The sequence below is a fragment of the Pandoraea oxalativorans genome (genome assembly GCF_000972785.3).
Taxonomy (GTDB): domain Bacteria; phylum Pseudomonadota; class Gammaproteobacteria; order Burkholderiales; family Burkholderiaceae; genus Pandoraea; species Pandoraea oxalativorans.
The window spans coordinates 3,476,751-3,490,307 of sequence record NZ_CP011253.3 but is presented as its reverse complement, the minus strand read 5'-3'; the positions used below and the strand labels follow the sequence as shown (position 1 = coordinate 3,490,307).

Genomic DNA, 13,557 nt, shown 5'->3' with positions numbered 1-13,557 from the left:
GTCGCGCGTGCTCGCTTCGAGTCATGGGCAATGCGAGGCCATCTCCATTCGATTTTTGGTGATTCGATAGAAGGATTTCGCGATGTCTCTCGTCAATTCGGCCAACGTGGCCAATGTCCCCAAGGCTGACGACTCGGCATTGATGCGACGCTTCCTCGCCCTGCCGGTCGACAAGCGCCGCGTGTTTCAGTCGCGCGCCCGCGAGCAGGGCGTCGATCTGGGCAGTCTGCCGATTCCCGGCGGGCTGCGTGACGGACGTGACGGGCGTGACGGGGCCGATGCGCCGCTGTCGTATGCACAGCAACGTCTCTGGGTCGTGGAGCAACTGCATCCGGGCACTGGCGCGTACAACATTCCGGCCGCAGTGCGCCTGAAAGGGACGCTAAACGTTGTAGCGCTGTCGCAGGCGTTTGCGGTCATCGTTGCGCGCCATGAAGCGCTGCGCACCAGCTTTCACGAAGGTCCGAACGGGGCCGTGCAGCGCGTGCATGACGACGTGCCGTTCACCGTGGACTATGAAGACTGGCAAGGCGACGGCACGGCCGTTGCCGATCGGGACGCGCGCGTGCAAGCGTGCGCGCGTGCCGAGGCGGTCCGACCCTTCGCACTGGACGTTGCGCCGCTGATGCGCGCGCGGCTGATTCGTGTGGCGGCGGACGAACACGTGCTGCTGCTCACACTGCATCACATCGTGGCGGATGCATGGTCGATGACGCGTCTGGTCGAGGAGTGCACGCGTGGCTATGCCCAATTCATCGGGACCGGCGGAGCGGGGACTCACGTCGCACCGCTGCCTGCGTTGCCGGTGCAGTACGCCGACTACGCCATCTGGCAACGTGGCTGGCTGGAAGCCGGTGAACTGGAGCGCCAATTGACCTACTGGCGTGCGCAACTCGGTGACGATCATCCGGTGCTGCCGTTACCGACGGATCGCCCGCGTCCGGCGGTGCCGAGCGGACGCGGCGCAACCTATGTCATGGACGCCGACGCAGCGCTCACCACACGGCTGCGTGAGTTGGCGCGGACTCACGAGACCACGCTCTACACCGTGTTGCTGGCGGCGTATGGCGTGTGGCTCGGGCGGATTGCCGGTGTGCGCAGCGTCTGCGTCGGCGTGCCGGTGGCCGGGCGCGCGAAGCTGGAAACGGAGCCGCTGATCGGTTTCTTCGTCAACACGCAGGTCATGCGTGTGCCGCTCGATCCGAAGGCATCGTTCGACAGGCTTGTCGCGACGATGCGCGCGCGGGCCATCGAAGCGCAAGCGCATGCCGATGTGCCGTTCGACAAGCTGGTCGAAGCGCTGCAACCGGCGCGCGACGCGTCCGTCAACGCGCTGTTTCAGGCGAAGTTCAATCACGAGATCGCACGCGACGCGGTACCGGAGATGGCCGGTCTGCGCATTGAACCGCTGGTCGTCGCCGGACAAAGCTCGCACTTCGATCTTTCGCTCGATACGCTGGAGCGCGGCGACACGTTGCAGATCGCGTTGACGTACGCGACGGACCTGTTCGACGCCACGACCGTCGAGCCGCTGGCGCGTGCATTTCCCCGTTTGCTGGCGCAACTGGCGCAAGCCCCGGACGACCGGCTCGCCGATATCGCGCTGCATGCCGACGTGCCGGTCACGACCGACGGTGAACGGCACGTGTGGGAGACGCGCGACTGGATGCAGACATGGGCGTCGCGCGTCGCTCAGCAGGGGGATGCGCTTGCCGTCGAAGGCGGGGATGGTGCGTGGTCGCGTCGCACGCTCGACGCGCATGCCGATCGCGTGGCGCAGGCGCTCGCGACGCGAGGCATCGGTGCGGAGGATCGCGTTGCGTTGCTGATGCCGCGCAGCGCTAGTTGGGTCGCTGCGATGCTCGGTGTGTGGAAGCTGGGGGCGGCTCATGTGCCGCTGCATCCGACGCAGCCGTCCGCACGTCTGGCACAGCTCATCGCCGCGAGCGGTGCAAAGGCGCTGATCGTCGCGCCGGACGTTGCGTCGGTCCCTCACGTCGACGGGTGCGTGACGCTGGCCGTCGCCGATCTGCTGGCAGGGGACGAAGTGCGCTTCGTCAATCGCAGCGTGCATCCGGCGCAGGCCGCCTACGTCATCTACACGTCGGGGTCCACGGGACAGCCGAAGGGTGTCGTGGTGAGTCGGGCGGCGTTGCATAACTATGTACAGGGTGTGACGTCCAGACTGCACGATTTCCCGGAAGACGCTGGAATGGCGATGGTTTCGACCGTCGCAGCCGATCTCGGGCACACGGTGCTGTTCGGCGCGCTCGCGATGGGGCGGCCGCTGCATCTCATGCCCCAGGAGGATGCCTTCGACGCCGGACGCTTCGCCGAGTGGATGCGCGCACGCCGCATCGGGGCGACGAAGATCGTGCCGAGCCATCTGAAGGGGTTGATGCTGGCCGCAGGACCGGACGTGCTGCCGAACGACTGGCTGATCGTGGGCGGGGAAGCGGCCGACGCCGAGTTGCTGACGTTGCTTCACACCCATCGTCCGTCGCTGCGTGTGCTCAATCACTATGGACCGACGGAAACGACCGTGGGTGTGCTCACTCACCGCGCGGCATCGAACGATGCGTTGCTGCCTGTTGGCCTGCCGTTGCCCAACGTGAGTGCCTACGTCCTCGACGACGATCTCAATGCGGTGCCGCCGGGCGTGGGCGGCGAGCTTTACATCGGGGGTGCCGCGCTCGCACGCGGCTATCTCGGCGAGCCGGGCAAGACGGCGGAGCGCTTTGTGCCGGATCCGTGGCGCCCGGGCGCGCGGATGTATCGCACGGGCGATCGGGTGAAGCGGCGTGCGGACGGCGAAATCGTCTATCTCGGACGCGCCGACGATCAGGTGAAGATTCGCGGCTATCGCGTGGAGCCGGGCGAGGTGGCGCACGCGCTGCGCGCGCTGGACGGCGTGCAGGATGCCGTCGTTCTCGTGGAGCGCGACGCGCGCGGGCAACCGCAATTGCTCGGCGGCTACACGGGTGAGCTGACCGAGGCCGATGCGAAGGCAGCGCTCACGTCGGCATTGCCGTCGGCCTGGGTGCCGTCGCGGCTCGTGCGTCTTGCCGCACTACCGCTCACGGCGAACGGCAAAGTGGATCGTCGCGCGTTGCTGGCGGCGATGTCGACCGACAGGTCCGCGGGGGAAGCGAAGGCGCAGGCGGGACCGTCAGGCGAGATCGGCGCGCTCGAAGCGCGCATCGCGGACGTCTGGAAGACGGTCCTCAAGACGGAGCAGGTGGGCCGCGACGCGAATTTCTTCGAGATCGGCGGCGATTCGATTCTGGCGTTGCAAGTGATTGCGCGCCTCAAGCGCGGGACGCCGCCGCTCAAGATCAGCCTGCGCGAACTGATGCAGCACGGCACGGTGGCGCGCCTGGCCGCCGCGCTCACGCCTTCGGAGACTGCGCCATCGACCGGTGGCGACCTGCTGGTGCGGTTGAACGCCAGCAAGTCGTCGGCGCCCGCGCTGTTTTGCGTTCATCCGGCGGTGGGCACCGTCTTCGACTATCGTCCGCTTGCGCAGGCCCTGGCCGACGAACGCCCGGTGATCGGCATTCAGTCGCGCATGCTGATCGACCCCGCATGGTCGGACACGTCGCTCGATGAAATGGCGGGGCGATATGTCGACGCCGTACGGACAGCACAACCGAGCGGCCCGTACCACCTGCTCGGCTGGTCGCTCGGTGGACCGATTGCGATGGCGATGGCCGAGCGTCTGCGTGCCAGCGGTCAGACGGTGGCGTTCCTCGGGCTCGCGGATACGTTCGTCCCAGCCCAACAAGGTGATGCGCCACCCGTCGCGTCGTCGCGCGACTGGACGGGCGATCTGCTCGACTATCTCGTCACGATTCTGCCGCAGGTCGATGCCGGGACGTTGCGCGCGTCGCTCGCACCGCACGCGGGGAAGCCGCTGGACGAGGGCGTGCTGGCGGCCGCCGTCGATGCCGCATTGACGATGCAGGGGCAGGGCGGTACGCCGGTGGCCGCTACAGGCGACTACGCGTCGCTCGGTCGCGACGAACTCGCGCATATGTTCCGGGTGACGGCGCACTTGCGCGCATTGGCGGACGTTCATCGTCTGCGTCCGACAGTCGTGCCCGTGCATGCGTGGTGGATCGAGCGACGTGCGTCGGACGATCGCGAGCGGCTGTCGCGCGCGATGGCTGCGGCGCCTGTGTATGAGGGCACGGTCGCATCGAGTCACATGCAACTGCCTCGCACGAAGGCGTGGATCGACGACGTCGCACGGGCGGTGCGGGAGGTGAGCGAAGTGAGTACTCTCGGGGTGAGCGTCGCCGCGTGACATTGCGGCGACGGACGTTAAGCTCGAAAAAAAGCGAGGCCGGTACATTGGCCTCGCTTTTTTACGACACGTCAGACGTCCAATGCCTTACCAGCTGTACTTCGCCGTCCCGAGAATTGTGCGGCGTGCACCATAGGCGCACTGAGAGGTCGTCACACACACGACGTAGGTCTTGTCGAAGATGTTGCTGCCGTCGAGCTGGAAGCGCCAGTGCTTGTCCAACTGGTAGTGCAGACCCAGGTCGACCAGCGTGCGCGAGGGCGCTTGTCCGGCGGTGTTGGTCGCGTCGATGAAGGTCGGTCCGACGTAACGAATGCCGCCATTAAAGCCGAAGCCCTTGAGTACACCCGCGTGGAACGTGTAGTCGGCCCACAGGGCGGCGGCCGTGCGCGGTTGCTGCGGCGGTACCTTGCCGAGCAGCGTCGGGTCGGTGGTCTTCGAATTGGTGATGTTCGTATTCGTGTACGAGCCGATCACCTTCAGGTTGTCGGTGACTTCGCCGACGGCTTCGAGTTCGAAGCCCTTCGAGTGCTGCTCGCCCGTCGTGATCGAGAACGCCGTGTTGGCCGGGTCGGGCGTGAGCACGTTCGTCATGCGGATGTCGAACAACGACAGCGTGACGAAGCTGTTGTAGCCCTTCGGCTGGTACTTCACACCGACTTCGTACTGCTTGCCCTTCGACGGATTGAACTGGTTACCGTTGCGGTCTACGCCGACGTTGGGCTGGAACGACTCGGAGTAGCTGAAGTACGGTGCCAGCCCCATGTCGAACAGATACGTCAGTCCAGCACGATAGGTCGCTTGCTGATCCGCTTGATTCGACGAACGGTTCGTCAGCCGGTTGTAGACGTTCTGTGCCACCCAGTCCTGACGCACGCCCAGCGTGAGCAACCACTTCTCGTACTTGATCTGATCCTGGAAGTAGAGGCCGCCTTGCGTGAAGCGCGAATCGGAGTCCGCCGCCTGACGCGTCAGACCGAACACGGCCGCGCCGTAGTTGGGCGAGAAGACGTCGAGCTGATTCGATGCGCTCGCCACGCCCTGACGCATGCTGCGATGCTCGTTGTCGTAGTAATAGTCGAAGCCGAACAGCGCCACGTGCGAGAGCGGGCCCGTGGTGAATTTCGTCTGCAATTGATTATCGATGGTGAGCACGTCCGTCTGACGGTAGTCGGCAAACGGCAACCGGTTGATCAGTCGTGTGCTGCCCGGCGCGAAGCCCAGACCGTAGGCATCCGTGTCGACCTTGTAGTCGAAGTACGAATAGCGTGCGGCCTGCTTGAACGATACCTGATCGTTGAAGCGGTGTTCGAGCTGGTAACCGGCGAAAACCTGCTCACGCTTGATGTTGTCGTAGTTCGGGTCGCCCACGAAGCGGCCGACCGGAATCTGGCCGTTCGGGTTCGGCAGCACCGTGCCGGACGCGGGCAGGAACTGGCCGAAGCCGAGCTTGTCGCGCTGGTAGCTCGCCTCGAACGTGATCGTGGTCTTGTCGGTGGCCTTCCAGGTGAGCGACGGCGCGATGTAGATGCGATCGTTCGGGGTGTAGTCGACCTGCGTGTTGCTGTCGCGGAACAGGCCGACGAGGCGGTAGAGCACCTTGCCGTCGGCGTCCAGCGGGCCACTGAAGTCGAAGGCCGCCTGCTTGTTCTTGAACGAACCCGCCGAGAGCTGGATTTCGTGAAGCGGTGTCTCCAGCGGCTTCTTCGTCACCATGTTGATCAGCCCGCCGGGCGTGTTCTGCCCGTATAGCACCGACGAAGGTCCACGCAGGATTTCGATACGCTCGAGGCCATACGGATCCAACTGGAATTCGGTCGCCGATTGCAGACGCGTGCCATCCATGAACAGGCCGAGCGTGGACGCCGAGAAGCCGCGAATGTTGATCCAGTCGAAGCGCGTCTCGAAGCCCGCGTTGTCCGGCAGCACACCGGCGCTGTAACGCATGGCCTGACTGACCGACTGCGCGCCCAGATCCTGAATCATCTCCTTCGGAATGACCGACACCGATTGCGGATTCTCGATGAGCGGGGTATCCGTCTTGGTGCCCGTGGTACTGCGCTTGGCGACGATCCCGTCGACCGGCCCTGCGCCGTTCTCCGGTGCGCGCTCGGCGCTCACCTGCGTGGGCGCAAGCGCGACGTCGCCTTGCTGGCTGCTCGTCTGTGCCCACGCGCCGTGGGAGAACGCCAGCGGCGCGAAGGTCAGACTTGCCGCCAGCGCGATGCGACGGTGGATTGGTCGGATCGGGCGATGGCTCGATTGCAGGCGTCTGGCCCCCCGGCCACGGACGCTCCCGTAGTGCTTCATCTAAGACTCCTAGGTTTTTATCGACGACTGAGGCGACGTGCGCACTCGAATCCCCGGGCGACGGCACCTATCGAGTAGTGGACGAATCAACCCACGGGATATTTAGGCGGGCCATCGTCGGCCAGTCCTGCCGGGCGTCTCATTGCGAGAGATGCAGCACGCTGACGGTGGCTGCATCGACGTCGGCCTGCGTGAACGGCGCGGCCTGCCAGCGTTTGTCGGCCCACGCTTGCAGGGCTGTTGCATTGCGCGGATCGGCGCGGTCGTCCGAGGGGCCGGATGCGTCGAGCGTCGAGGCAGCGACGCGCCGCGCCGGATCGTCGGGGAAGGAGACGACCTGGAGATACGTGTCGCCGCGCGCAACCGTGTCCATGCCATAGCGGTCGGTGCCCATGCGGGCGTCGGCGCACATGATCGAGAAGTAGCCCGCGATGTCGCAGCCGCCCGACAGTCCGATGCGGCGTCCGCCGCGCGTGGCGAAGAGCGCTTCGTCGCGTCGGCTGTCGAGCGCCAGTCCCATGCGCTGCATCTCCAGCACGGCCGCGCCCAGCGTCTGTGCGAGCGACGTGCCGTCTGCGGCGAGTCCGGCGGGCGACGCGACGGGGTGCGTGGCATCGAACGGCTCGGCGAACGCCCGACGTCCGGTGGCATCGACGCCTGCGAGCCGGATCCAGACGGCATCCCACAAGTTCGCGCCCCGAGCGCTGCGCTCGCCCGTGCCGTCCCAGGCGGCCAGCACGCGGCAGGCGGGCGCCAGATCGACAGTCTGTGACGACTTCAACGGTTTGCCGTCGAGCGGATCTTGTGTGACTCGCACGTCGAAGCGTTTGTCTTTGCGCTCGGCTTCAGAGGGGCACGCGCGCGCGAGGAACGACTTGCGCGCGAGATTGGCGGACAAGGGCGTGGCGCGCAGCACGGACTCGCGCACTGCCTGCTGCGTGACCGGACCGGCGGCGCGCAAGGCGGCGATGCGTTGCAAGCCCTCGCGGCTGCGCAGCGAAAGCGGTGCGTTGCTTTGGCCGAGCACACGGCTTAGATGGGTGAGGGGCGCATCCGGTGCGGCCAGCCACGCACTGTCGTTCATGTTGGCGACGACCGTGTCGCTCATGATGTCCGGCATCTCGCCGCGTCCGAGCGTGCCGGGTAACGGGCTGTCCGGCGCGGTTTGCCATGCGCAGGCGCTGCGGCTGCCGTCCAGGACAGGCAGACCCGGCGCGGCCTTCGCGAAGGCCAGTCCTGCGGGCTTGGCGGTGCAAGCGGCCGACAACGCGTCCGGCACGCCCGGCACCGGGCCAATATCGCCGAACCACACGCGCGGGTCGCGTCGGCCGATGGCCACGGTGTTGACCCACGGATTGGCCGCGTCGGTGCGCATGCCCGACGCGAACGCGTCGAGCGAGTCGGCCTGCGCCATGCGCAGATAGTGATCGAGCAGGCCGAAGTTGTTGGCGTTGGCGTCGCGCAGGACCAGTGCCTGACGCGTCGTCCAGCCGAGCGCCGGGGACATGGCCGAGAGATTGACGACTGGCCCGTCGGTCGTGCGATACAGCGTTCGCGAGACGGTCGACGTCTTGCCTTGCGCATCGCGCACGGGGACGGTGACGGAAACGCGCTGCATGGCTTCGGTTCGGCCGTCGAGCCGGTAGCGGGTCGGGTCCGTCGGATCGAGCGTGAGGGCGATGAGGCCGAAGCGTCGCGCACTCGATACCGTATGCGTCCACGCGACGTTCTGCGTGAAGCCGATCATGATGAACGGCGCGCCGAGCATGCCGACACCCGAGACGTCGAACTGGCCGGGGATCGTGAGATGCGCAGGGTACAGCCGGTCGGGACCTTCCCAGTACCAGTGCGGGCTGCCGTACAGAATCGGCTGGCCATCGGCACTCAGCGACGCCCCGAAGGCGAAGGCGTTGCTGCCGACGCCCGCATCGTTGATCGAGGCCAGCGAGGTTGGGGACCCTGCGGCGGGCGACGCGGTTGCGACCTTGCGCGCCGGGCGTGATCGTTCATCGATCGCGGCGCTGGCCGATGGCGGCCGTGCCGTCGCGATGGCGGTGATCTGCGTGGCGGCGCTCGCAGCGAGTGCGGCGGCGTAGAGGCGGCGGTAGACGTCGTCCTCCGTCACGGTGCCTACCTGGCGCATCCAGTCGGCGTTGCGGCAGGCGGTGTGCCGAGCGGCGTCCGTACCCGCGCGCATGTCTTGCAGATAGCGCGTCACACCGTCCGCGAAGCCCTGTGCCAGTTCACGTCCGCGCGGCGACTGGGCGGCGCGATACCGGTCGAGGGTGTTGGTGTCGAACGTCATACGAAAGAAGACGTCCGCATCCAGGTTGTTCGGCTGACCGAAGGTCGCACGTCGCACAACCCGACCGTCCGCCCCGAAGGCCAGCGAGCGTTCGCCGCGAAACGTCACGATGCTCTCGGCGAGCGTGCAGAGATTGTCCTGCGCCTGCGCGTAACCGAAGCCATAACCGAGGCTGCCCCAGTTGTCCGCGCGGACATGGGCGGTGCCGTCGGTCGTGCGACGGACGTCGGCGGTGTAATGCGCGGTAATGGACGAGACGCGGGATGCCGGGGGTTTGGGCGCTTCGGCGATCTGATGCGTCGGCGACGTAGGTGAAGTGCATGCTGCAAGGCACAGGACGACGATGACCAGTCCGGTCCGCACGGGCCTTGGCGATGTCGGGGAGGAAGGCAGATCGGGTAAGGCTGGACAGGCAGGGGGAGCAAAACGAAGGCGCGACGGCTGGGGCGATCGGGACATGGGTAAATATGCCGGTTGGTGATACGTCTTTTGAGCGACGAACCACCACTTCCGGAGTTTAGGCGGCGCGCGCTCACGCAGGCCGTCGAGACGAGGGGTGCCCGATACCCGTATTTCCACCGGTCCAGCAGCCGCCAGACCGGCATTCAACATGACCGAATTTCTGACGCCTGCCGCAGGCGCGTCGTTGCGTGCGGAAGGCCTTAATGTTGCTGTGGGGGCCCGCAACGTCCTCACTCAGGTCGATGTGACCTTCGCCGCAGGCCGTGTGAGCGCACTGTGCGGCCCGAACGGCTGCGGCAAGAGCACGCTGCTGCGCACCCTGGGCGGCCTGCTCAAACCCGTGTCGGGCCGCGTATGGCTCGACGACACGCCGCTCGACTCGCTGCGTGCACGTGAGCGTGCGCGTCGCATCGCGCTGCTCGCGCAGACGCCCGGCATGCCGTTCGGCATGACCGTCGCCGAACTCGTCGCTTGCGGCCGCTACAGCCATACCGGCATGGGTGGACGCCTTGGCGAGCGCGACAACCTCGCCATCGAGCGCGCCCTGCATCTCATGGAACTGGACACGCTGTGCACGCGCGACGTCACGGCGTTGTCCGGCGGGGAGCGTCAGCGCGCGTTCATCGCCATGGCGCTGGCGCAGGAGGGCAACGTGCTGTTGCTCGACGAGCCGACGACGTATCTCGACGTGCGCCACCGGATCGACATTCTTGCGCGTATTCGCGAACTCAATCGCGAGACGGGCATGACCGTCGTGTGGGTGCTGCACGACCTCAATCAGGCCGCCGCCTTCTCCGACGCCATGCTGCTCATGCGCGACGGCAAGCTTGTCTTCTCGGGCACACCCGACGAGACGATGGACCCGGACCGTCTGATGGCGGTGTTCGCCACGCCGATGCAGCGCATCGACTTTCAGGGCTTGCCGATGTGCTTGCCGGTGCTGGGCGGGCAGGTGGGACGTCGTGACGTCTGCGAGCCGGTTGAGGTCGGCGGGGCGAGCGTCTCGAACGTGTCGAAGGTCCCGGATGGACCGAACGGTGGCCGACATGGCGGCTGAGCGTACGGTGGCGACCTTGCACCTCGCCCGCCGGCTCACGTTGCCCGCGCACGCCGCACCACGTCAGTACGCGCGCCGCACACGCGCGCTATGGGGGGGATGGCTGGCGCTCGTGCTCGCCGTCGTCGTCCACGCGCTCGCTAACGACGCATGGCCGGGGGCGGCCACGATCGCTCAGGCGATGCGAGGGGGGCCGAGCGGCATGAGTCGCGACGCCACGCTCGGCTGGTTGCTGTTCGTGGACGCATGGATGCCGCAGATTCGTGCGGGCCTTGCCGCCGGGGCGTGCCTTGGACTCGCCGGTGCGTTGCTCCAGACCATCACGCAGAATCCGCTCGCGTCCGGCGAATTGCTCGGCGTGTCGGCGGGTGCGCAGATGGGGCTCATCGTTGCGTTGCTCGTGCCGGGCCTCGCCGTCCTGCCGATGATGCTGGCGGGCGGCGTGCTGGCGGCGCTTTTCACGTTCGCGCTCGCGGGCGGCACGCGCACGACACCGCTGCGTCTCACATTGGCCGGGGCGGCGAATGCGCTCGCGCTCTCGGCGTTATGCATGCTTGCGCTGACGCTCTACACCCGTGCGGCCGTGGGCGTTGTGCAGTGGAGTACGGGGTCGTTGCAGCAGTTCGGCAAACGCGGGGCGGACGAAGCGATGTGGTTGCTGCTCCCGGCGGGTGTGGCCTTGCTGGCGTTACTGCATCCGCTCGGACTGGCGCGCTTCGGCCAAGCGCAGGCGTCGGCTTTAGGACAGCGTGTCGGCGCGGTGCGTGTGGGGACGATTCTGCTCGCGGCCGCTCTGTCTGCGATTGCCATTGCGCTGGCGGGGCCGGTCGGCTTCGTCGGGCTGGCCGCGCCGAATCTGGTGCGGCTAATGGGCGTTCACCGGCCCGCATGGCTAATTCCGCTCTCGGCGTTGTGGGGCGGCGCAATGCTCATCGTCACCGACGCCATTGCGCGCGCGCTCCTGACGTTCGGTGCGCTGCCGGTCGGCGTGATGAGCGCCGTCATCGGCGCACCGGTGCTGCTGCTGTTGCTTCGCTACGGCCTGCCCGCGAGCACTGCGGAGATGACCGCCCCGATGGCGGCTGGCCATCGTGCGTCCAACCGGCGTCCGATGGCCGTGATCGCCGCGCTGGTCGTCATCGCGCTGATCGCCGTCACCGGCCTGACGCTGACGATGGGTGTGCTGTCGTGGCCGTCGGCATGGCAATGGCGCGACGTTGTCGATCCGCACACGGCGGCCGGCATGCTGGTCGACCTGCGTCTGCCGCGCAGTCTGATCGCGATGGGCGCCGGGGCACTGCTCGCAGGCAGCGGCGTGTTGCTTCAGGGGGCGTGCCGGAATCCGCTGGCCGGGCCGGAATTGCTGGGCGTGAATCAGGCGGCAGGACTGGCGGTGCTTGCGCTGCTGCTGGTGTCGCCAGATGCCGCTGCACGCTGGTCGATGCCCGCCGCGTGGGCGGCGAGCGCCGGGGTGCTGGCGATCGTGCTCGGCGTGAACGCGCGCTGGGGACTCGCGCCAATGCGAGTGATTCTGACGGGCATGGCGTTGGCCGGTCTGCTCGCAGCGTTGGCGAACCTGCTCGTGCTGCAATTCCACGTGCATGCCACGCAGGCGCTGGTATGGCTCGTCGGCAGCAGTTACGGGCAATCGTGGCACGGCGTGCGGGCGTTGCTGCCCTGGCTGGCGATCTGCCTGCCGCTCGCGGTGTATGCGGGGCGGTGGCTCGACTTGTTGAGTCTCGGCGACGAGACGGCCGAGGCGCTGGGCGTGCCGGTCGTGCGTGCCCGTCTCGGATTGCTGGTGCTAGCGAGCGCGATGGCGGCGGCGGCGGTGGCGACGGTCGGTCCGGTGGCTTACGTCGGATTGATCGTCCCGAACGCGCTGAGATCGCTACCGCTGACCGGCACCCGCGACCGTATCGTCACGGCGGCGCTGGCGGGCGCGTTGTTACTCGGCGTGGCCGACTTGTTCGGACGTACGCTGTTCGCGCCGCTCGATTTCCCGCTGGGCATCGTCACCGCTGCCGTCGGCACGCCGCTCTTCCTTTGGCTGCTCTCCCGCACTTTCCTGAGGTCGCATGCGCATGCCGGCTAAATCTGATGCAGGCGCGCCGGCTCACCCGGCACGCCGCCGCTGCCTGAAATACCTCGCCGCCGGCGCGGTCGCGATGACCGGTGCGGTGCCGCTCGATGTGCACGCGCAGAACTATCGCGGCTTGTTCAACCGCGCGTCGCCTGTCTTGCCGACGCCCGCCCGCCGGGTCGTCTCGCTGGAGTTTCTGTTTACCGAGTCGCTGCTGGCGCTCGACGTCACGCCAATCGGGGTGGCCGATCCGCGTGGCTACACGCAGTGGGTCAAATATCGTGCGGACCGGTTGCGCGCGGACAGCGCCGTGGGCACGCGCGAGCAACCGAATCTCGAAGCGATTGCGGCGTTGCGTCCCGATCTGATCGTCGCGTATGCGTATCGGCACGAACGGTTGTTCGACGCATTGGCGCGTATCGCACCGACCGTTGTCTTCAACGTCCAGCCCGCCGAGGGCGAGGGGGACGCTCTCGACCGCATGCTGGCCATCTTCCGATCCCTGGGCGGCATGACGGGGCGTGTCGACGCGGCAGCGCAAATCGTCGCCGATAGCCAGGCACGCATTGCCGAGGCGCGTGCGAGTGCGTTGCGCGACGGTTTTCGCGACGCGCCGATTGCGCTGCTCAACGCCAACGCGGGTGGCGGCAACTTCTGGGCGTACGACAACAAGGACATGATCGGCGCGCTGATCGGGCATCTGGGGGCGCGCAACGCACTCGGATGGCTCGACGAGCGTCAGTCGATGGTCAATCTGTCGCTGGGCGATCTGGCGCGGCATCCCGAGTGGTCGCTGATCGTTGTCGACAACGGCGCTGCGCCCGCGTATCAACTGCCGGTCTGGCGGGCGTTGCCTGCCGTGCGCGACGGACGTGTCGCGTTTCTGCCGCCATCGTGGGGTTTTGGCGGCCCGGTATCGCTCGACCGGATTACCGGTCTCGTCGGCACGGCGTTCGCATCGATGGCGCCCGCCATGCGTGCGAGGGCCGCGTCCGGTGTATGAGCGGCGTATGAACGGCGCATGAACGGCGTCT

Annotated in this window: 6 protein-coding genes; 4 read left to right on the top strand and 2 right to left on the bottom strand. The window is 67.1% G+C overall.

Annotation, left to right across the window (positions count from 1 at the left end):
* Positions 1-82: 82 nt before the first annotated feature.
* Positions 83-4,306, top strand: coding sequence for an amino acid adenylation domain-containing protein (locus tag MB84_RS15445; protein WP_052653423.1), 4,224 nt, complete (start codon positions 83-85; stop codon positions 4,304-4,306).
* Positions 4,307-4,393: 87 nt separating this feature from the next.
* Here the strand turns inward: MB84_RS15445 and panL are convergent, their stop codons facing one another.
* Both panL and MB84_RS15435 read right to left on the bottom strand, forming a co-directional pair.
* Positions 4,394-6,616 (bottom strand): TonB-dependent pandorabactin receptor PanL, encoded by a 2,223-nt coding sequence (gene panL, locus MB84_RS15440; RefSeq protein WP_046292414.1) that lies wholly within the window; start codon positions 6,614-6,616, stop codon positions 4,394-4,396.
* A 139-nt stretch (positions 6,617-6,755) separates the two neighbouring features.
* Positions 6,756-9,380 carry a penicillin acylase family protein gene (locus MB84_RS15435; protein WP_483825098.1) on the bottom strand — a complete coding sequence of 875 codons (2,625 nt, stop codon included), beginning with the start codon at positions 9,378-9,380 and terminating at the stop codon, positions 6,756-6,758.
* A gap of 151 nt (positions 9,381-9,531) precedes the next feature.
* Here MB84_RS15435 and MB84_RS15430 point away from each other — a divergent pair, with 151 nt between their 5' ends.
* From MB84_RS15430 to MB84_RS15420, 3 genes are read left to right on the top strand one after another with little or no spacing between them, the layout of a single operon-like run.
* Entirely contained in the window at positions 9,532-10,440 is a 909-nt protein-coding gene (locus MB84_RS15430; protein WP_065225790.1) for an ABC transporter ATP-binding protein, read from the top strand.
* A complete protein-coding gene (gene panO / locus MB84_RS15425) occupies positions 10,430-12,535 on the top strand; it encodes a pandorabactin ABC transporter permease subunit PanO (protein WP_483825100.1) in 2,106 nt (701 codons plus the stop codon). The genes MB84_RS15430 and panO overlap by 11 nt, the downstream gene beginning before the upstream one ends.
* A complete protein-coding gene (locus MB84_RS15420) occupies positions 12,525-13,526 on the top strand; it encodes an ABC transporter substrate-binding protein (RefSeq protein WP_169835015.1) in 1,002 nt (333 codons plus the stop codon). The genes panO and MB84_RS15420 overlap by 11 nt, the downstream gene beginning before the upstream one ends.
* Positions 13,527-13,557 lie beyond the last annotated feature (31 nt).